Here is a 21,013-nt window from a genome sequence, read left to right on the forward strand (position 1 = left end):
GTACTCGGTCGCGGGCCCGCCCCTCGCATGGCCGGCAGGCGTGTCAGGCGTCCAGCTTCTGCTGCTCGTCCGGCTCGGCCAGGGCGGCCCGCTTGGAGGCCATCAGGCTGGTCACGGTGGTGATGGCGAGGACCACCACGATGAAGCCCAGCGAGAACGGGATGCCGATCTCCGGCACGTGCACACCCTGCTCGTGCAGCGCGTGCAGCACCAGCTTCACGCCGATGAAGCCGAGGATCACCGACAGGCCGTACGAGAGGTGGACCAGCTTCTTCAGCAGGCCGCCGATCAGGAAGTACAGCTGGCGCAGGCCCATCAGGGCGAAGGCGTTGGCGGTGAAGACGATGTACGGGTCCTGGGTCAGGCCGAAGATCGCCGGGATCGAGTCCAGCGCGAACAGGACGTCGGTGGTGCCGATCGCCAGCATGACGATCAGCATCGGGGTCATCAGCCGGCGGCCGTTCTCCCGGATGAAGAGCTTGGTGCCGTGGTACTTGTCGGTCGACGGGAAGCGCTTCTCGATCGACTTGAGGAGGCGGTTCTCCTCGAACTCCTCTTCCTCCTCGTCGGCCCGCGCCTCCTTGATCAGCTTCCACGCCGTCCAGATCAGGAAGCCGCCGAAGATGAAGAAGACCCAGGAGAACTGGGCGACCAGCGCGGCGCCGCCGGCGATGAAGACCGCGCGCAGCACCAGGGCGATGATCACACCGAACATCAGCACGCGCTGCTGGTAGATCCTGGGCACCGCGAACTTGCCCATGATCAGGATGAACACGAAGAGGTTGTCGACGCTGAGCGACTTCTCGGTGATGTAACCCGCGAAGAACTCACCGGCCGGCGTCGCGCCGGAGTGCCACCAGAGGAATCCGCCGAAGATCGCCGCCAGCACGATCCAGACGGTGGTCCAGATGCCGGCTTCCTTGATCGACACTTCGTGCGGCTTGCGGCCGCCGATGAAGAAATCGGCGGTGATCAGGGCCAACAGCACCACGATGGTGCCGACCCAGAGGCTTACGGAAACGTCCACTACTGCTCCTCCGGCAGGTAGGCGAGACAGTCATCGTCACTGCCGGAGGTCTCTTCCGCCCGTCGGGCGCGCTGCGGCGCGTCCGCGGACCAGCGCCCCGGGGCACCGCGACGGGTGCCCGTGATGACGGGGACGGCTGCGTGGGAATACTCCCCTCCGCTGCAAGAAGGGTAACAGCATCCCAAAACAAAGGTAAAGAAGGTAAAGGCCCGTCAGGTCGCGGCGTCAGAGGTACGGCTCGATGGCCGGCAGCAGGTCCTGGAAGGTCCGGCCCTTGGCCGGGGCGCCGATCGCCTGCATCTCCCAGCCGCCGCTGCCGTCCCGGAACACCTTCGCCATGATCTGGCCGGTGTGCGGGCCGCCGCCGGTCAGCTCGTAGCGGGCCAGCTCCAGCCCGGTCGCCTCGTCCACCAGCCGGCAGTGCGCGTTCTGCACCTCGGCGAAGGACTGGCCGGTGTACGAGCTGACCGTGAACACCACCTGGGTGATCTGCGGCGGCACGTGCGCCAGGTCCACCAGGATCGACTCGTCGTCCTCCCCCGCCCCGGCCCCGCCCACCAGGTTGTCCCCGGTGTGCCGGACGGAGCCGTCGGAACTCTCCAGGTGCTGGAAGAACACCACGTCGGAGGGGGTCCGGTCGGCGTACAGCAGCGCCGAGGCGTCCAGGTCGATCTGCCTCGTCCGGCTGCCGAACAGGCCCCGCCGGGGCGCCGCCCGCCAGCCGAGGCCCATCCGGACCACGGTCAGCGTCTCCCCCGGGCCCTTCTGCAGACTGACCCGCTGGCCCTTGGCAAGGTTCACCGACACGGCGCATGCCCTCTCTGCCCGGCCGCGCGGGAACCCCGCGCCGGCACCACGGTGGAACACCCCGTTGCCGTCCCCCGGCTGAGGCCCCCTCTTCCGGCCGCCCCGTCCCCGAGCGGCTCGCAATCCAGCCTAGGCCCTGCGGTGGAACGCTCTGCCCGCCGTGTACCCGTTTGTGGCAGCCCTGAGACACCGCCGGGCTTGACCGGGAACGGAACCGGCCACGCGCCCGGCGGGGGTGCCTCCGGGGACCGCTACGCGATACCGGCCTCGCGCATCTGCCGCAGCTCCTTCTTCAGCTCCTTGACCTCGTCGCGCAGCCGGGCCGCCACCTCGAACTGCAGGTCCACCGCGGCGGCGTGCATCCGGTCCGTCATCGACTGGATCAGCTCGGCCAGCTCGGCCGCCGGCAGCGACTTCGCCGGCTTGCGCTCGGCGCCGAGCGCCGGCACCGGCGCCTTGCCGCCCTTCGCAGCGCCCCGGTAGCCGGAGGACAGCAGCTCGCCGGTGTCCACGTCCTCGCGGGCGAGGGTGTCCAGGATGTCGCCGATCTTCTTGCGCAGCGGCTGCGGGTCGATCCCGTGCTTCTTGTTGTACTCCTGCTGCACGGCCCGGCGGCGGTTGGTCTCGTCGATGGCCTTCTCCATCGCCGGGGTGATCCGGTCCGCGTACATGTGGACCTCGCCGGAGACGTTGCGGGCGGCGCGGCCGATGGTCTGGATCAGCGAGGTGCCGGAACGCAGGAAGCCCTCCTTGTCCGCGTCCAGGATCGCCACCAGCGAGACCTCGGGGAGGTCCAGGCCCTCGCGGAGCAGGTTGATGCCGACCAGCACGTCGTACTCGCCCGCCCGCAGCTCGCGCAGCAGCTCCACGCGACGCAGCGTGTCGATGTCGCTGTGCAGGTACCGCACCCGGATGTCCAGGCCGAGCATGTAGTCGGTGAGGTCCTCGGCCATCTTCTTGGTGAGCGTGGTGACCAGGACGCGCTCGTCCTTCTCCACCCGCTTGCGGACCTCGTGCACCAGGTCGTCGATCTGGCCCTCGGTCGGCTTGACGATCACCTCGGGGTCGATCAGGCCGGTCGGGCGGATGATCTGCTCGACCTGGCCGTCGCCCCGGGACAGCTCGTACGCGCCCGGGGTGGCCGACAGGTAGACGGTCTGGCCGACCCGCTCCAGGAACTCCTCCCACTTCAGCGGGCGGTTGTCCATCGCGGACGGCAGCCGGAAGCCGTGCTCGACCAGGGTGCGCTTGCGCGAGGCGTCGCCCTCGTACATCGCACCGATCTGCGGGACGGTGACGTGCGACTCGTCGATGACCAGGAGGAAGTCCTCCGGGAAGTAGTCGAGCAGGGTGTTCGGCGCGGAGCCGGGCTCGCGGCCGTCGAAGTGCATGGAGTAGTTCTCCACGCCGGAGCAGGTGCCGATCTGGCGGAGCATCTCCAGGTCGTAGGTGGTGCGCATGCGCAGCCGCTGGGCCTCCAGCAGCTTGCCCTGCTTCTCCATCCGGGCGAGGGTCTCCTCCAGCTCCTTCTCGATGCCGTTGACCGCGCGCTCCATCCGCTCCGGGCCGGCCACGTAGTGCGAGGCCGGGAAGACGTGGACGGCGTCGTCCTGGCTGATGATCTCGCCGGTGAGCGGGTGCAGCGTGTACAGCGCCTCGATCTCGTCGCCGAACATCTCGATCCGGACGGCGAGCTCCTCGTAGACCGGGAAGATCTCGATGGTGTCGCCGCGCACCCGGAAGGTGCCGCGGGTGAAGGCGAGGTCGTTGCGGGTGTACTGGATGTCGACGAAGCGCCGGAGCAGGACGTCCCGGTCGATCTCCTCCCCGACCTTCAGCCGCACCATCCGGTCCACGTACTCCTGCGGCGTGCCGAGGCCGTAGATGCAGGAGACGGACGCGACCACGACCACGTCACGCCGGGTGAGCAGCGAGTTGGTCGCCGAGTGGCGCAGCCGCTCGACCTCCTCGTTGATCGAGGAGTCCTTCTCGATGTAGGTGTCCGTCTGGGGGACGTACGCCTCGGGCTGGTAGTAGTCGTAGTACGAGACGAAGTACTCGACCGCGTTGTTCGGCAGCAGCTCGCGGAACTCGTTCGCCAGCTGCGCGGCCAGCGTCTTGTTCGGCGCCATCACCAGGGTGGGCCGCTGCAGCTTCTCGATCATCCAGGCCGTGGTGGCCGACTTGCCGGTACCGGTGGCACCGAGCAGGACGACGTCCTTCTCCCCGCCCCGGATCCGCCGCTCCAGCTCCGCGATCGCCGCCGGCTGGTCACCGTTGGGCTGGTAGGGACTGACGACCTCGAAGGGCGCCACTGACCGCTCAATACTCGTGATGGGTCGCACGCCTCCACCGTACGACCCGCCACCGACAACCGAGGACCGTCCGCTCGGGCCGGGTGGGCCCCGAACCCGATCGCGGGCTCACCGGCCGGGTCGAGCGCCCTCAGTTCCCGGCGCTGTCGCGGGCGAGGGCGACGAGGCGGGAGACGGCGCGGAGGTACTTCTTGCGGTAGCCGCCGCGGAGCATCTCCTCGGGGAAGACCTGGTCGAAGGGGAGGCCGGAGGCGGTGACGGGGAGTTCGCGGTCGTACATGCGGTCGGCGAGGACGACCAGGCGCAGGGCGGTGGACTGGTCGTCGACCTGGTGCACGCCGCGCAGGCAGACGGCGGTGACGTCGTCCAGCAGGGCGCCGTAGCGACTGGGGTGGACGGCGGAGAGGTGGGCGAGGAGGGCGTCGAAGTCGTCGAGGGAGGCGCCCGGGGTGCGGGCGGCGACGGCGTCGACCTCGGTGTCCTGGTAGGGCGGCGGGGCGTCCGGCAGGCCGCGGTGGCGGTAGTCCTGGCCGTCGATCCGCATCGGGCGGAAGTGCGCGGACAGGCCCTGGATCTCGCGCAGGAAGTCGGCTGCGGCGAAGCGGCCCTCGCCGAGCTTCTCGGGCAGGGTGTTGGAGGTGGCGCAGAGCTTGACGCCGTTCTCCACCAGGCGGCCGAGCAGGGTGGAGACCAGGACGGTGTCGCCCGGGTCGTCGAGCTCGAACTCGTCGATGCACAGCAGCCTGTGCCCGGAGAGGGTCTGCACGGCCTGCTGGAAGCCGAGCGCGCCGACCAGGTTGGTCAGCTCGACGAAGGTGCCGAAGGCCTTGGGACCGGGGGCGGCGTGCCAGAGCGAGGCGAGCAGGTGGGTCTTGCCGACGCCGTAGCCGCCGTCCAGGTAGATGCCCGCCGGCCCGGCCGGGGCCGGGGCGCTGCGGCGGAACCAGCTGCGCCTGGGCGCGGAGCCGCTTCCGCTGTTGAGCGTGCCCGCGAACTGCTCCAGGACCTGCACGGCCTCGTACTGGCTGGGCTGGGCCGGGTCCGGGATGTACGTCCCGAAGCTCACGTCGGAGAAGCGCGGCGGCGGCACCATCTCGGCGACCAGGCGCTCGGCGGGAACGACGGGACGCCGGGAGGTGAGGACTATCGGCTCGGTCGCGGTGGCGGTGTGGGAAGCTGCGGGCACGGTGATAAAGGGTACGCCTGGTCGGGAGGGCCGCAGGACGGGCACCCGGCCCGCGGGTCACTGCGAGACTGGGGGCATGCAACAGCTGATCAGCCCCGTGGCGGAGACCTTCGACGATCCGAGTTCGCTGGAGGCGCTGGCCGCCGTCTACGCGTACCCCGGGCAGGTGGGCGAGGGGCGGCCGTGGCTGCGGGCCAACATGGTGGCGGGACTGGACGGCGGCGCCCGGTTGGACGGGCTGTCCGAGGGGCTGTCCGGCGACGCCGACAAGCGGATCTTCGGGGTGCTGCGGGCCCTGTCGGACGTGGTGCTGGTGGGTGCCGAGACGGTGCGGGCCGAGGGGTACCGGCCGGCCCGGGCGCGGGCCGACTTCGCCGAGGCGCGCCGGGCGGCCGGGCAGGCGCCGGCGCCCGCGATCGCGATCGTCAGCCGCTCGCTGGGGCTGGACCTCGCGGCGCCGCTGTTCACCGAACCGCTGGTGCGCACCGTGGTGGTCACCACCGAGGACGCGCCGGTGCGCAGCCTGGCGGCGGTGACCGAGGTGGCCGACGTGATCGCGGTCGGCCGGGGCACGGTGGACCTGCGGGCGGCGGTCGCGGCGCTGGCCGAACGGGGCTGGACGCGGATGCTGACCGAGGGCGGTCCCAGGCTGCTGGGGCAGCTGGCCGCCGAGGACCTGCTGGACGAGCTGTGCCTGTCGCTGGCGCCGCTGCTCACCGGCGGCGACGCGACGCGCATCCTCCATGATGCGCAATTGCCGGACGTGCAGCGGATGCGGCTGGTCTCATTGATCGAGCAGGAAGGATTCCTCTTCACCCGCTACCTGCGTCCGCCCGTCTCATGACCTCCGGATCGTGATCCCGCTCCCACTTGGGGCTTCCTCCGCGTGGCCCGTGTGCCGGGTGGGGAGCGTGCGGAAAGCTTCCGCCGGGCAGTATGGGATGCGAAGCCGGAGCCCGGGGGCCGGCGACTGGAAGGGATTCACGTGTTCAAGACGGTACTGATGATCGAAAAGGCTCTCTCCGACGACGACGTGGCGCTGGTCACCACGCTCCACAGCGAGGAGAAGGTGTCCTTCGTCGTCCTGATGCAGCCGCGCGGCAAGCAGGACGAGCTGCTGCGGGCGCTCGACGACGTCGCCCTCGGCCACCTGGACAAGGCGGTGCGCGAGCACGACGAGTCCGAGAGCGGGCCGACGGTCGCCACCGAGTCGCTGGAGCACAGCCTGCGCCACCTGCGCGAGGCCGGTGCCGACGCGGTCGGCGAGCTGGTCGAGGAGAAGCCGCTGGACCGGCTGCGCGCCGTGGTCGAGGAGCACCGGGCGGACGAGGTGGTGGTGCTCACCTCCCCGCACTTCGTGGAGGAGTTCTTCCACCGCGACTGGGCGTCCCAGGCCCGCCACAAGGTGGGCGTCCCGGTGCTGCGGCTGTTCGCCAGCGACTCCTGACGAAACCCCGACGTGGTGCAGAATCGTCCTTGCGGTCCGGCCGCGAGGACGATTCGCACGTCGTCCGCCTCCCCTGATCCCCGCCCGTACGGAGCCCCGCTTTGAACGACGCCGCGCACGACCTGCACGCCCCGCACTTCATCGGCATCGGCGGCGCCGGGATGTCCGGTCTGGCGAAGATCCTCGCGGTGCGCGGGGCCAGCGTCTCCGGCAGCGACGCCAAGGAGTCCGAGACCGTCCGCGCGCTGCGCGCCCTCGGCGCCGGCGTGCACATCGGGCACGCCGCCGAGAACGTGCCGGACGGCGCGAGCAGCATCGTCGTCTCCAGCGCCATCCGCGCCGACAACCCGGAGCTGGCCGCCGCCCGCGAGCGCGGCATCCCGGTCGTGCACCGCTCCGACGCGCTGGCCGCGCTGATGGGCGGGCGCCGGGCGCTGGCCGTGGCCGGCACCCACGGCAAGACCACCACCACCAGCATGCTCGCCGTCGCCCTCGGCGAGCTGGGCCTGGACCCGTCCTACGCGATCGGCGGCGACCTCGACGCGCCCGGCTCCAACGCCCAGCACGGCACCGGGGAGATCTTCGTCGCCGAGGCCGACGAGAGCGACCGCAGCTTCCACAAGTACGCGCCCGAGGTGGCGATCGTGCTCAACGTGGAGCTGGACCACCACGCCAACTACGCCTCGATCGACGAGATCCACGAGTCCTTCGAGACCTTCGTCGGCCGGATCGTGCCCGGCGGCACGCTGGTCGTCTCCGCCGACCACGACGGCGCCCGCGAGCTGACCTCCCGGGTGGCCGGCCGCGCGGACCTGAACGTGGTCACCGTGGGCGCCGCCGAGGACGCCGACCTGCGGGTGCTGTCGGTCGTCGCGCGCGGCATGACCAGCGAGGTCACCGTGCTGCTGGACGGCGCCGAGCTGGCCTTCACCGTCTCGGTGCCCGGCCGGCACTACGCCCACAACGCGGTCGCCGCGCTGGCCGCCGGCGTCGCGCTGGGCGTCCCGGCCACCGACCTCGCCAAGGCGCTCGGCGCCTACACCGGCGTGCGCCGCCGGCTCCAGCTCAAGGGCGAGGCGGGCGGCGTCCAGGTGATCGACTCCTACGCCCACCACCCGACCGAGATGACCGCCGACCTGGAGGCGATCCGGGAGGCCACCGAGGGCCGCGTCCTGGTGGTCTTCCAGCCGCACCTGTTCAGCCGCACCCAGCAGCTCGCCGAGGAGATGGGCGCCGCGCTCGCGCTGGCCGACGCGTCCGTGGTGCTCGACATCTACCCGGCCCGCGAGGACCCGGTCCCCGGGGTCACCAGCGAGCTGATCATCGACGCCGCCCGCCGGGCCGGCGCCGAGGTCACCGCCGAGCACGACTTCGCCGCCGCCCCCGAGGTGCTGGCCGGCCTGGCCCGCCCGGGCGACCTGCTGCTCACGATGGGCGCGGGCGACGTCACCAACCTCGGTGAGGAAATCCTCAAGCGCCTCTCGAACGTTGCCACCAACGTCTGAATCCCCCGACGTGGAGCCGTCATGAGCTACGAGATCGAGAAGACCGACGCCGAGTGGCGTGCCCAGCTCACCCCCGAGGAGTACCACGTCCTCCGGGAGGCCGGCACCGAGCGCCCCTTCACCGGCGAGTACACCGACACCAAGACCGTCGGCGTCTACGGCTGCCGCGCCTGCGGCACCGAGCTGTTCAGCTCGGAGACCAAGTTCGACAGCCACTGCGGCTGGCCGTCCTACTACGCACCGCTCGCCGGGGACCGCGTCCAGTACATCGAGGACACCTCGCTCGGCATGCGCCGGGTCGAGGTCCGCTGCGCCCGCTGCGGCGGCCACCTCGGCCACGTCTTCGAGGGCGAGGGCTACGGCACGCCGACCGACCAGCGGTACTGCATCAACTCGGTCTCGCTCACGCTGAAGCCGGCGGAGTAGCGAGCGGTACGAGAGGGCCCGGGCACCCGGGGGTGCCCGGGCCCTCCGTCATCCGGGAACCGGGGTGAAGCGGACCGGAAGGCGGACCAGGGCGCGGTGGAAGGGGCCGGGGCGCCAGTGCAGGGCGTCGGCGGGTTCGGCGAGTTCGAGGTCGCCGATCCGGCTGGTGAGCTGCTCGATCGCGGTGATCGCGATCAGCAGGGCCGGGTCGCGGGCAGGGCAGGCGTGCGGGCCTGCCGCCCAGGCCAGGTGGGCGGACCCGCCGCTGCGCAGCCCGGCGGTGTCCGCGCCGTCGGCGGTGGCGGCGGGCGGGGCGGCCTGGGAGTTGGCGGCCGCGTAGGAGACCAGGACCAGCGAGCCGGCCGGGATCACACGGCCGTGGAAGGTGACGTCCACGCGCGGGTAGTGCGCGGAGAGGTTGGCCAGCGGCGGCTCGTGCCAGAGCACCTCGTCGATCGCCTGGTGCGCCGTCATCGCGCCGCCGAACAGCGAGCCGGCGTAGCGGGCGTCGGTGAGCAGGCGCAGCAGGGCGTTGCCGATGAGGTTGGTGGTCGGCTCGTTGCCGGCGATCATGGTAAGGGTGATCTGCCGGACCACCTCGTCGTTGTCCAGCCCCGCCGGGTGGCTCAGGAACCACGAGGTGAGGTCGTGCCGGGGGCGTTCGCGGCGCTCGGCGACCATCCCGGTGACCACCTCGACGAGGTCCGTGTACGCGGCGACCGTGTGCCGGGCGGACTCGATCGAGCCGACGATGCCGGCCACCAGCCGCTCCCGGTGCTCGCCGGGCACGCCGAACCCGGTGGTGAGCACGTGGACGGGCAGCCGGCGGGCGTAGTCGGCGATGAGGTCGGCGGAGCCGGTCTCCGCGAAGGCGTCGATCAGCCGGTGGGCGACCTCGGCGACGCGGCGTTGCAGCTGGTGCGGTTCCAGCAGCGCCAGGCCGTCGGTGATCACCTGCCGGTAGCGGGCGTGCGTCGCGCCGTCGCTGAACAGCGCGGTGGGCCGGTAGCCGAGCACCGGCAGCAGCGGGGAGTCCGGCGGGACGGTCCGCTGCCAGGCGCGGGAGTCCTTGGAGAAGGTGTCGGTGTCGCGCAGCAGGTCGAGGGCGGCCTGGTAGTCGGTGACCAGCAGGGCCCCGACGCCGGGCGCGATCTCCACCTCGGCGACCGGGCCCTGGCGGCGCAGCCGCGCGTAGACGGCCTGCGGGTCGGCGGCGAAGGCCGGGCCGTGCAGGGCGGCCGGCGGGTGCGCGGAGGGGGTGGTCATGGCTGCTCCGGGGCCGGGGAGGAGGCGGGCAGGCCGTGCAGGACGTGCTCGGTGAGCGCGATCAGGGCGTCCAGGCTGGAGCCGCGCTCACGGGCGTCGCAGAGCACCAGCGGGGTGCTGGCGTGCAGGTCGAGGTGGCTGCGCAGCACCGGGGCCGGGTGGACCGGCGAGTCGGGGAAGCGGTTGACGGCGACCGCGTAGGGCAGCCCCTGCTCCTCGACCATGTCCATGATCTCGAAGGAGTCGGCGAGCCGGCGGGTGTCCGCCAGGACCAGGGCTCCGATGGCGCCGCGGGCGATGTCCTGCCAGAGCGGGAAGAACCGCCGCTGGCCGGGGGTGCCGAACATGTAGAGCACCAGCTCGCCGGGCAGGGTGAGCCGGCCGAAGTCGACGGCGACCGTGGTGGTGGTCTTGCCGGGCAGGCCGGCGACGTCGTCGACGGGGGCTCCGGTCTCGGTCATCGCCTCCTCGGTGTGCAGGGTCGGGATCTCCGAGAGGGTGCGGATGAAGGTGGTCTTGCCGACGCCGAAGGGGCCGGCGACCACCAGCTTCATCAGGGTCTGTTCGGGGTCGGGCAGGTAGCCCACCCGGTCCGGCCGCCCCTGGCCGGGCGGGTTACCGGAGAGTGCGGAGTCCAACGAGGAGCCTCTCGACGAGGGAGCGGTCGGTCTGCTGGGCGCGGGGGATCGGCGCGCGGGCGTGCAGGCAGCCCGCCTCGACCAGATCGGCCGCGAGGAAGACCGTGGCGCTGACCGGCAGCCGCAGGTGCGCGGCCGCCTCCACCACGGTGAGCGCGCCGGGTCGTAAGAGGTCCCAGAGCCGTCGGTGCTCCGCCTCCAGCTCCGCGAGCGCCGACGGCTGCCCGTCGCCGGTCACGAACAGCACGGTGAGCCGTTCGAAGCCGTCGTTGCCGGGACGGGTCCGGCCGCCGGTGGCCAGGTAGGCGGGCACCATCCGCCTGCGGGGGGTGGGGGTCATGACCGCGCGGGGGCGTCCTGCCGCCTGGCCGGGCTCGCCAGTGCCCGGCCCAGGGCGGCCACCTGGACCTGCATCTGGTAGGCGACGTTGCCGAGTTGGGCGTCGGGGGTGGTGAACACCGCGAGCGAGGTGTTCTCGCCGGCCGGGACGACGACGGCGAAGCCCAGTTCGGACTCCACCACGGTCTGCGCCAGCCGGGGCTGCTCGGCGTCGGTGAAGGCGGTGGTGAACGCCCGGGCGGCGGCGTGCACGGTGGCGGTCATCGCGGCGACCCGCTCGGCGGAGGCCCGGGCCAGGCCGTCCGAGGCGGCCTCGACCAGGCCGTCGCCGGTGGCGACCACCGCGTGCACGACACCGGGGAGTTCCAGGAGCGGGGTCAGCACCCAGGCGATGCCGTCGGTGCCGGACGGGCTGGGCGTGGTGCGGGTGGGGCTGGGCGTGCTGCTCACGGCGCGGCTCCTCAGGGGGTCTGGGTGGTGCGGCGGCCGGTCGCGTCCGCGGGGCCGGCGTCGGGGCGGGGCGGGGCCGCCGGGTCGGCGCCGGTGGGGCCGGTCGCCGCGGGGGACGGGGGGTGGGGGCTGGGGGCGGGGCCGGCCGGGTCGGCGGCCCCGTGGTGGACCGGGGTGCCGGCCCGGGTGCGGGGGCCGGCGGCCTCGGCTTCTGCTTCTGCTTCTGCCTCTGCGACGGCGGCGCGGCCGGAGCCGGTGCCGTGCTGGAGCGCCTGCCAGCGGGCGGCGGCCTGCTCGGGCGTGCGCACCGGACGGACGGCGGAGGCCGGCGCGGCGGAGGCCTGGGGCTGCGGGTTCGGCGCCAGCGGGCGGCGCCGGCGGCGGCTGGGCAGCCCGGTGCCGTCGTCCGCCGGGCCGGGCCCGTCCGGTACCGCGCGCACCGGCGGGACGGCGTGCACCGGCGGGGTGTCCTGCTCGCCCGGCCCGCTCGACGCGTCCGGCCCGTCCGCCACCGGCGGGAGGACCCGGATGGCCGGGGCGCCCTCGCGGCCGCGGCCGCCGGCCTGACCGGGGGCGGACGGCGCGGCGGGCGCCGCGGGCGCCGCGGGCACGGACCCGGCGCGCAGCGGCAGCGGGGTGAGCACCGAGAGCGGCTGCTCCTCGTCCACCACGGTCAGCAGCCCGGCCGGGATCCGGACCAGCGCGCGCATGCCCCCGTACGGGGACGGCTCGACGTGGCAGGAGAAGCCGTACTGCCGGGCCAGCTTGCCGACCACCGCGAAGCCGGTCCTGGGCGGGTTGCCCAGCTCGGTGAGCAGCACCTCGGGCGGGCCGGCCAGCAGCCGGCGGGCCCGGCGCAGCTGGTCCTCCTCCATGCCGATGCCGCTGTCGTCGACGATCACCAGCGCGCTCCGGCCGCCCTGCTGGACGGTGACCGGGACGTCCGTCTCCGGGTGCGAGTACGCGGTGGCGTTGGCGAGCAGTTCGGCGACCGCGACGGCCACCGGCTCGGCGGCCCGGGCGACCACCGCGAGCCGGTCCTCGCGCAGGTGGTTGGCGACCTTGATGCGGGCGTATCCGGGCACCCGGGAGAGCGCGCCGACCACCACCTCGGCGAGCGGCGAGTCGGTGCGGGCCAGGCCCGGCCAGGCCTCGCAGAGCACGGCGACGGTCTGGATCCGGCGCAGCGCGACCTCGTTGCGGAAGTCGACCTCCAGCAGCCGGGGGTCGTCGTTGTCGTGCTGGAGCTGCTGGACCAGGCTCTGGATCTGGTAGAGCAGGGTCTGGATCTTGGAGGTGGCGCCGCGCATCGTGGAGCGGGCGGCGGCGTCGACCCGCTCCCGCTCGTCGGTGACGGCGGCCGAGGCGGCGTCCAGGACGGCTTGCAGGGCCTGGACGGCGTCCTGGCCGACGGCGGCGGCGTCCAGCGGTCCGGCGACCGGCAGATGGGGGTGGCTCAGCCGCAGGGCGGCGGTGGCCACCCGCTCGGTGGCGAGGTGGCCGATCTCGGCGAGCAGGGCGGCGGTGCGCCGTTCGGCCTCGGCGGCTCGCCCTTCGGCCGTCTCGGCGCGCTGCCCGTCGTCGGCCGCGCGCTGCTCGGCCTCGCCGGCCGCCCGTTCGGCCTCGGCGGCCCGCCGGCCGTCCTCGGTCGCCCGCTGCTCCGCGGCGTGCGCCTCGGCCCGGGCGTCGCGTGCCTGCTGCTCGGCCCGGCCGGCCCGGCCGTCGGCGACCCTGGCGCGCTCCTCGGCCAGGCCGTTGGCGGCCTCGGCGGAGGCGGCCCGGGCGAGCGCGCGGGAGCGGCCGCGGGCCAGCCACCCGGCCGCGACGAGCGCGGCCAGCGCGATCAGCGCCAGGGCCGCTACCAGCAGCTGCGTCATCGACGTCCTCGGAGTTTCCTTGTACGAAGAGCGGGATCGGGGCGGTACGGAGGTCGGACGGGTGCGGCTCAGGCCGTACGCGGGCGGGGCGCGCGCCGTTCGGCGTCCTCGTCCAGCTCCCCGGCGACCAGGGCCACCTGGCTCATCGCCTCCAGGACGTCCGGCACCGCGGTGCCGTCCAGGTGCCGGTACTCGGCGGCGACGGTGAGCACCAGCCGCTCGGGCAGGCCGAGTTCGGGGTACCGCTGCTCGGCGATGATCCGGCGGGCCGCGTCCAGGGCGGGCAGCCCGGCCCGGTGCAGGGCGTGGGCGCGCTCGCGGACGTACCCGAGGTAGGCGATGTGCTCCCGGACGCCGGCGCGGTCGAGCACCGGGCCGTGGCCGGGGACGACGATCTCGGCGCCGGTGTCCAGGATCCGCTCGCAGGCGGCGATGATGTTCTCCAGCGGGCCGGCCCAGTGCGAGGGGTGGTCGCCGGGCTGCTCGGCGGTCGAGCCGAAGATCACGTCACCGGCGAACACCGCGCGCTGGTGCGGGAGGTGGACGATGAGGTCGCCGCCGGTGTGGGCCGAGGGCAGGCCGGTGATCTGCACCGGGTACTCCCCCACCCGCAGCTCCAGCTCGCCGTGGAAGACGGTGTCCGGGTGGACGGGCTCGGTCTGCGACCAGTCGAACCGTCCGAAGTGGCGGCGCAGGTAGCCGCCGAGCGGCGAGTCCGGGTCGCTGCCGGTGACCAGGCCGTGGGTCTGCCGGGGCGTGGGCTCCCAGTGGATGTGCTCCAGCGCCTCGCGGGTGGCGATCACCTCGGCGTCCGGCAGCACGCCCGCGCCCCAGAGGTGGTCGCCGTTGGCGTGGGTGACGACGATCCGGTCGACGGTGACGTCCCCGGGCAGCCGCTCGCGGCTCTCGGCGAGGAACTCGGCGGCGAGCGAGGGGTCGTAGGGCGTGTCGATCCACAGCGCCGTCCGCGGTCCGGCGAGCAGCCCGCAGTTGGCCAGGCCCCAGCCGCGCTTCGGCGGGAGCCAGACGTACAGGTCCTCGGCAATCGCGCTCACGTTCGCACGGTTGGTCGTCATGGCCGCGATTATGCCGATGATGTGACGGTAGTGGAGCAAAAGCCCGGCGATTCCGGCCACTTGCTGCCCCAGAGTCTCCCGCAGTGTCCCGTTTGCCCCTGTCCGCGGCGGCCGAATCCTGCCCTGGCGCGCTCAACCCGCGGGCAGGACGCGGCAGACCTCGACGGTCACGTCCACGGTGTCCAGGCCGATCACCCGGCCCTCGACGGCGACGAACCCCTTCTCCCCCGAGCGGAACAGCGCCGCCAGCGGGGACTTCCGGCCGGCCGCCGCCAGGGCCTCCACCGCCATCGCCGAGCCGAACGCGAACACCCCGCAGAGCACCACGCAGGGCGCCTGCCGGGTGGTCCGGGTGACGAACACGAAGCCGTGGTCGCGGACCAGTTCGTCGGCCGCGTTGTACTGCGCCTCGAAGGCCATCCCGCCCCAGCGGGCCCGGGCCGCCTGCGGGTGCTCCAGCCGGAAGTCCGGGAAGCCGGCCGCCAGCACGCCCGCCGAGTAGGCGTTGACGCTCGGCCCTCCGATCGAGAAGGTCGGCATCCTCGGGTCCTGCGCACCGGCGGTGACCAGCTCTATGGCGGCCTTGCGGTTGATCTTCCGCAGCAGGTCGGTGAGCTGGGCGATCGCCCGCGCCTCCGCCATCGGCATGAAGAGCACGTTGCGCGGCCCCCGGCTGGTGAGCCGGCAGCCGTCCTTGGCGTAGGCGAACTCGGCCACCTCGATGCTCGGGGTGACGATCTGCACCCGGCCGTACGGACCGAGCAGCACGCGCAGGAAGCCGTAGCGCAGGAAGAGGCGGGTGCGGGCGATCGAGCGGGCGGCGAGAAAGCCGATCACGGCCGGGACGAACCCGACCAGGATCTGGAGCAGGATCTCCATAGCATCCCCCGCGCGGAAGACTCGGCACGAACAGTGTGCGCGGAGGTGATGCCCCGTGAGGCGCCGGGAACTCCCGTACCCGCGTCCCTTCCGGCTCCCGCGCCGGTGAACGCTCCTGATTCACCCGTCCGGCGGAGCGGCTTTCACCCTCCGTCACCACGCCGGGGCCGCACCGTACGGCTCAGACGTCCAGGCGCTTGATGAGCTTGCGCTCGCTCGCGCAGCGCTCGTAGCCCAGCCAGGCGTTGATCGCGAGCATCGGCGCGTTGGTGGCGTCGTTGGAGGTGTAGGCGAACCGCAGACCGGCGGCGCGGGCCCGGCACAGCGACTCCAGCTTGGCGAGCTTGCTCAGCCCCCGCCCGCGGAACTCCCGGCGGCAGGCGGTGAACGCCGACCAGTAGCGGTCCGCGCCGTCGGTGGTGGCGAAGCTGAACGCGGCCGGCCGGCCGTCGACCACGGCGACCACGGTCAGCTCGTGGTCGTGGTCGGGCCGGTTCCACTCCCCCGCCAGCCACTCGTCGTACTCGGTCGCGTCCAGCACGATCTCGCCCGGCTCGTCCAGGGCCGCGTCCGCCTCGACCGCGAAGACCGGGCGCGGGTCGGCGGCGAAGTCGCTCGCCGGGCGCAGTTCGACGCCGGCCGGCAGCGGCGGGTCGGACGGCAGCGGCACGGCGAGGTCCCGGGCCGCGAAGTGGGCGGTGCGGCCCACCGTGAAGCCGCGGGCCTCGGCGAAGGCGAGCGAGGCGGGCTCGTCGTCCGCCCAACCGTGCAGCTCGGCCACGCCGTGGCCGGCCAGGTGCCGTTCGGCGGCGGCCAGCAGCGCGGTGAACACCCCGCGCCGCCGGTACCCGGGCAGCACGCTGCCGTTGGCGTGGCCGACGCCGGTGGTGGTGGTGCCGACGACCACCCCGCAGCGGACCGCGCCGACCACCCGGCCGTCCAGCTCGGCGACCAGGGTGCGGTAGTGGGCGCCCTTCGGCTGCCGGGCCTCGCGCCAGGTGAACATCTCGGGCGTCTGCACCAGGTGCTCGCGCCCGGCGCGGTGGGCCGCCGCGACGGCCTCGGCGTCCTCGGGGCGGAAGTCACGAATCGTCAAAGGTGTCATAGGGGCGTCACAGTAGACCGACGGACCGCCCGTCCGCCCCTGGTTTTTCCGGCCGCCACCACCGCCACCTGCGGCGATGCGCCGGCCCCGGGTCGCGGACCGCTCATTGACGCGACGCCAAGCTCAAGTAATGCTCTGAGATGACCGGACCAGGCTTGGCAACCGCGACGCCCGGGGACATGCTCACCAGCACGGCCCGGCGGCCCCGGCGACGAGGCCCGGCCGACCGAAGGCCTTCCCACCGGCCCTCCGAAGGGGGCGCACCGATGACCTCCCCTGCCCTGCACGCCGAACCGACGCACCTGCCCGCAGCGACGACGGGCACCACCGGCACCACCCCCGCCTCCGGCACCGCGCGCCGGCTCGGCGTCGGCCTCGGCTGGCGCAGCGAGATCGACACCGTGGTCGAACGCCTGCCCGGCCTCGACTGGGTCGAGGTGGTCGCCGAGAACGTCTGCGCCGGCCACCTCCCGGAGTCCCTGCGGATCCTGCTCGACCGCGGCCTGACCGTCGTCCCGCACGGCGTCGGCCTCGGCCTCGGCGGCGCCGACCGGCCCGACCCGGCCCGCCTGGCCCGGCTCGCCGGGACCGCCGGGGCGCTCGGCTCCCCACTGGTCACCGAGCACCTGGCGTTCGTCCGGGCCGGCGGCCTGGAGGCCGGCCACCTGCTGCCGGTGCCGCGCTCGCGCGACGCCCTGCGGGTGGTCGCCGAGAACGTCCGGATCGCCCAGGACCAGCTGCCGGTGCCGCTGGCGCTGGAGAACATCGCCGCCCAGCTGGCCTGGCCGGACGACGAGCTGACCGAGGGGCAGTTCCTCGCCGAGCTGGTCGAACGGACCGGCGTGCGGCTGCTGATCGACGTCGCCAACCTGCACACCAACCGGGTCAACCTCGGCATCGACCCGGCCGCCGAGCTGGACCGGCTGCCGCTGGAGGCGCTCGCCTACGTGCACGTCGCGGGCGGCACCCTGGTCGACGGCGTCTGGCACGACACCCACGCCCACCCGGTCACCGAACCGGTGCTGGAGGTGCTGGCCGAGCTGTGCGCGCGGGTCGCCCCGCCCGGGGTGCTGCTGGAGCGCGACGCCGCCTTCCCGCCGCCCGCCGAACTGGCCGCCGAACTCGACGCCGTCCGACGGGTGCTGGACGGCGGCCGGGCGCCCGACGGCGGCGGTGCACGATGACCCCCTCCGACCCGGACACCGATGCCGCCCGCGCCCGGCTGGCCGCCCGGCAGACCGAACTGCTGACCGCCCTGACCGCCGACGGCCCGGTGCCGCCCGGCTTCGACCCCGCACAGGTGCGCGCGCAGGCCGCCGGCCTGGCCGCCAAGCGGCGCGACACCGCCGCCAAGGTCGCCCCGGAACTGCCCCGCCTGCTCGGCGCGCAGTACGGCCCGCTGTTCCTCGCCTACGCCCGCAGCCACCCGCAGACCGGTGGCTACCACGCCGACGCCCGGGCCTTCGCCACCTGGGCGCTCGCCGGGAGCGAGGGGCTGGACGCCGCCGCCCGCCGGTCGCTGGAACAGTGGCTCGATCCGGCCCCGGAACGGCCGCCGGGCCCGCTGGCCCGCCTGAGGCGCGCCCTGCGGCCCGGCCGCGACGCCTGAAGCGGCATCCGCCGCACACCCCAGAACCGCCCGAACCACGGCGCCGCACGCGCCGGAACCACCTCTCACCACCGGGGGAACCGCCCATGTGGCACAACGCCTACTACCTGATCCCCGCCGTCCTGCTGGCCGCCGCCGTCCTCTGGGCCTGGCAGGCCCGGCAGGCCGCGCACCGCGTCCCCGACCCGAAGGGCCTGCCCGGCCGCGGCATCCCGCTGCTCGACGCCGCCTTCCTGGCCGGCGGCCCCGGCCGGGTCTTCGACACCGCCCTGGTCCGGATGCACCGCAACGGCCACGTCGTGGTCAGCCGCGCCCGGCTGGTCACCCTCACCACCGACAAGCCGTACGACGAGGTCGAGCGCGAGATCGTCGACGCGATCGGCCCGACCCGCAACCGCGACCTCGCTTCGCTGCGCACCGCCGTGATGCGCTCGCCCGGCGTCCAGGCGATCGGCGACGAGCTCGCCGGCCGGGGTCTGCTGCGCAACCCCGTCAGGCTGGGCCGGGCGAGGACCGCACACCGCTCCATCTGGCTCGCGCTGCTCGCCTCGGCGGTCGTCACCGCCACCGCCTACCTGCTCGACTCCGACGGGCCCGGCCACGACCACCCGGCGCTGTGGATCCCGCTGGTGCTGCTGGCCGTCGGCCTGGTCTCCCTGCCGGCCACCCGACCGCCCAAGGGCCGGATCACCCCGGCCGGGCGCCGCCAGCTCGGGCTGGTGGACGACGGCAAGCAGTGGACGCCCCGCCAGGGGGCCCGCAACGCCGACGCCGCCGTGCTCGGCGCGATCGCGCTCGGCGGCCTGGCCGCCGTCGGCACCGCCGAACTCGTCGACGAGGAACTCCAGCAGGCGCTGCTCGCCTCGGCCGTCGCCGACCAGCAGGCCAGGGCGGCCGGCTACTCCGCGTCCTCGTCCGCCACCGGGTCCTCGGGTTCCTCGGGCTCCGGCTGCGGCAGCAGCCCGGCGGTCTGGTGCGGCTCGTCCTCCGACTCCGGCTCCGGCTCCGGCTCCTCGGGCTCGGGTTCCTCCGGCTCGGGTTCCCCGGGTTCCTCGGGTTCGAGCTGCGGCGGGAGCAGCGGCTGCGGCGGCTCCTCCTCCTCGGGCTCCTCCTCCGGCTGCGGCTCCTCCTCGTCCTCCTCCAGCTGCGGGTCCAGCTGCGGCGGCGGCTGCGGCGGTTCCTGACACCGGTGACCGGGGCCGCCGGACGTCACAGTTCGGTATCGCGCTCCGGGAAGACGTTCCGCGTGCGGCGCGGCCGGGACTACAACAAGCCCATGTGGTTGCTCTTCCTGCTCCCGGCCTGCGCCGCCGCGGTGCTCTCCTGCATCCGGGTGGTCCGGATGACCGCCGCCGCCGACGCGATGACCGGTCAGGAGGGCCCCCGGCCGCCCGAGGCGGTCGGGATCGGGCTGTACGAGACCGCCTACCTGGCCGGCGGCCCGGACCGGGTCGTCGAACTCGCCCTCGTCCTGATGGCCTCCCGGGGCCGGCTGCACCTCGCCCACACCGGCTGGACCACGGTCGTCGACCCTCGCGGGCGCAGCCGGCTGGAGCGCGCGGTGATCGCCACCGTCGGCCCGGAGGGCCAGTGCCGCACCGACGACCTCCGGGCGGCGATGGCCGCCCACCCCACCGTGCTGGAGATCGGCAGCCGGCTCTCGCTGGCCGGGCTCGCCACCCCGGCGGCGATCCAGCGGCACACCGTGCTGGTGGTCCGCCAGGTCCGCCAGGCGCTGCTGCTCTCGCTGGTGCTGCTGGCCGCCGCGCTGGTCGTCGGCGGCGTGCTGGACGGTGACGCGCTCACCCCGCTGGCCTGGTTCTCGCTGCCGCTGGTGCTCACCTCGGGCACCCTGCTGATGGCCCGGGTCGACGTTTACCCCTACACCCACTGGGCCTCGCCGGTCGGCCGGGAGGTGCTCCGCGAGGTCCGCCCGCCGCGCCAGCACGGGCTGACCGACGACGAGGAGCGCGAACTGCTCACCGCCGTCGCCATGAACGGCCCCGCCGCCCTCCCGGACGCCCGGCTGCGCGCCGCCCTGCGCCGGCACTGACCCGGGCGCCACCGCTCAGGAGCAGGTGCTGTCGGCGCAGGGCTGCCAGGGCCGCCAGCCGAAGTTCGGGGCCAGCTCGCTGGTCTCCCAGTACAGGGTGTCGGCGTTCCACTCGTGGGCGATCAGCCGCAGGCTTCCGCTGGGCAGCTGGCTGACCGTCGGTGTGCTCAGGCCCGTGCCGGGCACCGGGAGCAGGGGCAGCGTGCCGACCGGGCCCCAGGTGACGTCGGTGGCGCTGTTCTGGCGGCGGAACTGGATCGTCCCGTAGTAGGGGTGGTTGCTCGCGGCGAAGGCGTGCAGTCTGCCCGCGGCGTCCTTGAAGAGCGCGAGTCCGCCGTGGTACGGCGGCGGGTTCAGCCCGAAGGCCTCGGCCGGGGTCCACGCCCCGCCGGGCGTCGCCAGCACGGTGTGGCAGAAGCTTCCGTAGGAGGCGATGAACACCTCCAGGCCGCCGGTGCCGTTCTCGATCGCGCTCACCTGGTAGAGCTTCGGTCCGACGGTGGTGGCGCTGACGCGTTCCCAGGCGCCGTACGCACCGCCCGGCACGTCCTGGGAGCGGTGCCAGACGAAGGGCAGCTGCCGGTTCGTCGCGGTGTCGTCGTAGAACTGCTGGAACTGCTCGGTCCGGCCGTCGGCCCGCTGCGTCTCCACCAGGGTGCCGGCGACGGCCGCGCTGGCCAGTCCCAGGGCGGCGGTGTCCGTGCCGCACAGGGCCGCCAGTGCCGGGGCCGGTTCCGGGGCCGGCGGGACCGTCGTCGCGGCGGCCGTGGTCACCACGAAGGCCGCGGCCAGCACGCCCGCCAGTACGCCTCGTCGAAGGTTCCTGTACACGGTCGGCGAATCCTCTCGTTCGACGGTGGGAAAGGACTGCCCCGCGAGGGAGTCGGCCTCGCCGTCGCCCCGCGGCGGGTCCTCGCATTCTGGCCCGCCGCGGACACCCGGAACAGGGCGCCCACGGACCACCCCGTCGAGATCCGGCCGAACCCGAACGGCCGTCCGGAACATGAC

The 21,013-nt window shown here is 73.8% G+C and carries 19 protein-coding genes and 1 pseudogene; 7 read left to right on the forward strand and 13 right to left on the reverse strand.

Translation table 11 applies throughout. The features are described 5' to 3' along the window. Positions 1-43 precede the first annotated feature (43 nt). The 4 genes from ACFU74_RS26165 to zapE all read right to left on the reverse strand — a co-directional run bounded on the left by ACFU74_RS26165 (position 44) and on the right by zapE (position 5,335). Entirely contained in the window at positions 44-1,027 is a 984-nt protein-coding gene (locus tag ACFU74_RS26165) for a TerC family protein (protein WP_380760929.1), read from the reverse strand. A 225-nt stretch (positions 1,028-1,252) separates the two neighbouring features. After that, positions 1,253-1,834, reverse strand: a complete 582-nt coding sequence (locus tag ACFU74_RS26170; RefSeq protein ID WP_380760931.1) for a TerD family protein — start codon at positions 1,832-1,834, stop codon at positions 1,253-1,255. A gap of 251 nt (positions 1,835-2,085) precedes the next feature. Continuing rightward, positions 2,086-4,179, reverse strand: coding sequence for an excinuclease ABC subunit UvrB (gene uvrB, locus ACFU74_RS26175; RefSeq protein WP_380760933.1), 2,094 nt, complete (start codon positions 4,177-4,179; stop codon positions 2,086-2,088). 100 nt (positions 4,180-4,279) lie between these two features. Continuing rightward, complete coding sequence (zapE, locus tag ACFU74_RS26180; protein WP_380760934.1) at positions 4,280-5,335, reverse strand: cell division protein ZapE; 1,056 nt, start codon at positions 5,333-5,335, stop codon at positions 4,280-4,282. 76 nt (positions 5,336-5,411) lie between these two features. Here zapE and ACFU74_RS26185 point away from each other — a divergent pair, with 76 nt between their 5' ends. The 4 genes from ACFU74_RS26185 to msrB all read left to right on the forward strand — a co-directional run bounded on the left by ACFU74_RS26185 (position 5,412) and on the right by msrB (position 8,713). Further along, on the forward strand, positions 5,412-6,179 hold the full coding sequence (locus ACFU74_RS26185) for a pyrimidine reductase family protein (protein WP_380760936.1): 768 nt from the start codon (positions 5,412-5,414) through the stop codon (positions 6,177-6,179). A 141-nt stretch (positions 6,180-6,320) separates the two neighbouring features. Continuing rightward, positions 6,321-6,782, forward strand: coding sequence for an indole-3-glycerol phosphate synthase (locus ACFU74_RS26190; RefSeq protein WP_380760938.1), 462 nt, complete (start codon positions 6,321-6,323; stop codon positions 6,780-6,782). Between the two features lie 122 nt (positions 6,783-6,904). Next, complete coding sequence (gene murC, locus ACFU74_RS26195) at positions 6,905-8,287, forward strand: UDP-N-acetylmuramate--L-alanine ligase (RefSeq protein WP_380760964.1); 1,383 nt, start codon at positions 6,905-6,907, stop codon at positions 8,285-8,287. 21 nt (positions 8,288-8,308) lie between these two features. After that, the gene (msrB, locus tag ACFU74_RS26200) at positions 8,309-8,713 is read left to right on the forward strand and encodes a peptide-methionine (R)-S-oxide reductase MsrB (protein WP_380760940.1); all 405 of its coding nucleotides are present in this window, start codon (positions 8,309-8,311) and stop codon (positions 8,711-8,713) included. 48 nt (positions 8,714-8,761) lie between these two features. Here the strand turns inward: msrB and ACFU74_RS26205 are convergent, their stop codons facing one another. The 8 genes from ACFU74_RS26205 to ACFU74_RS26240 form a co-directional block, all read right to left on the reverse strand. Further along, complete coding sequence (locus ACFU74_RS26205) at positions 8,762-9,979, reverse strand: cytochrome P450 (protein WP_380760942.1); 1,218 nt, start codon at positions 9,977-9,979, stop codon at positions 8,762-8,764. Continuing rightward, positions 9,976-10,617, reverse strand: coding sequence for an ATP/GTP-binding protein (locus tag ACFU74_RS26210; protein WP_380760944.1), 642 nt, complete (start codon positions 10,615-10,617; stop codon positions 9,976-9,978). The genes ACFU74_RS26205 and ACFU74_RS26210 overlap by 4 nt, the downstream gene beginning before the upstream one ends. After that, the gene (locus tag ACFU74_RS26215) at positions 10,595-10,957 is read right to left on the reverse strand and encodes a DUF742 domain-containing protein (protein ID WP_380760946.1); all 363 of its coding nucleotides are present in this window, start codon (positions 10,955-10,957) and stop codon (positions 10,595-10,597) included. The genes ACFU74_RS26210 and ACFU74_RS26215 overlap by 23 nt, the downstream gene beginning before the upstream one ends. Next, a complete protein-coding gene (locus tag ACFU74_RS26220; RefSeq protein ID WP_380760948.1) occupies positions 10,954-11,406 on the reverse strand; it encodes a roadblock/LC7 domain-containing protein in 453 nt (150 codons plus the stop codon). Before ACFU74_RS26220 ends, ACFU74_RS26215 begins: the two co-directional genes overlap by 4 nt. Positions 11,407-11,417: 11 nt before the next feature. Then, on the reverse strand, positions 11,418-13,283 hold the full coding sequence (locus ACFU74_RS26225; protein ID WP_380760950.1) for an ATP-binding protein: 1,866 nt from the start codon (positions 13,281-13,283) through the stop codon (positions 11,418-11,420). A gap of 68 nt (positions 13,284-13,351) precedes the next feature. Continuing rightward, positions 13,352-14,359, reverse strand: coding sequence for an MBL fold metallo-hydrolase (locus ACFU74_RS26230; RefSeq protein WP_380760952.1), 1,008 nt, complete (start codon positions 14,357-14,359; stop codon positions 13,352-13,354). A gap of 132 nt (positions 14,360-14,491) precedes the next feature. Beyond that, positions 14,492-15,238, reverse strand: a complete 747-nt coding sequence (locus ACFU74_RS26235; protein WP_380760954.1) for a hypothetical protein — start codon at positions 15,236-15,238, stop codon at positions 14,492-14,494. A gap of 181 nt (positions 15,239-15,419) precedes the next feature. Next, on the reverse strand, positions 15,420-16,334 hold the full coding sequence (locus ACFU74_RS26240; RefSeq protein WP_380760956.1) for a GNAT family N-acetyltransferase: 915 nt from the start codon (positions 16,332-16,334) through the stop codon (positions 15,420-15,422). 188 nt (positions 16,335-16,522) lie between these two features. Between ACFU74_RS26240 and ACFU74_RS26245 the strand changes: the two are divergent. The 3 genes and pseudogenes from ACFU74_RS26245 (at position 16,523) to ACFU74_RS26255 (ending at position 20,005) form a co-directional block, all read left to right on the forward strand. Further along, positions 16,523-17,952, forward strand: a pseudogene (locus ACFU74_RS26245) (DUF692 domain-containing protein). Between the two features lie 86 nt (positions 17,953-18,038). After that, on the forward strand, positions 18,039-19,136 hold the full coding sequence (locus tag ACFU74_RS26250; RefSeq protein ID WP_380760958.1) for a TIGR04222 domain-containing membrane protein: 1,098 nt from the start codon (positions 18,039-18,041) through the stop codon (positions 19,134-19,136). Positions 19,137-19,228: 92 nt separating this feature from the next. Beyond that, positions 19,229-20,005, forward strand: coding sequence for a TIGR04222 domain-containing membrane protein (locus ACFU74_RS26255; RefSeq protein WP_380760960.1), 777 nt, complete (start codon positions 19,229-19,231; stop codon positions 20,003-20,005). Between the two features lie 15 nt (positions 20,006-20,020). On the opposite strand, the gene ACFU74_RS26260 is transcribed toward ACFU74_RS26255, so the two are convergent. After that, positions 20,021-20,836, reverse strand: coding sequence for a hypothetical protein (locus tag ACFU74_RS26260; protein ID WP_380760962.1), 816 nt, complete (start codon positions 20,834-20,836; stop codon positions 20,021-20,023). Positions 20,837-21,013: the final 177 nt, after the last annotated feature.

Source organism: Kitasatospora sp. NPDC057500, assembly GCF_042802195.1.
In the GTDB taxonomy this organism is placed as follows: Bacteria; Actinomycetota; Actinomycetes; order Streptomycetales; family Streptomycetaceae; genus Kitasatospora.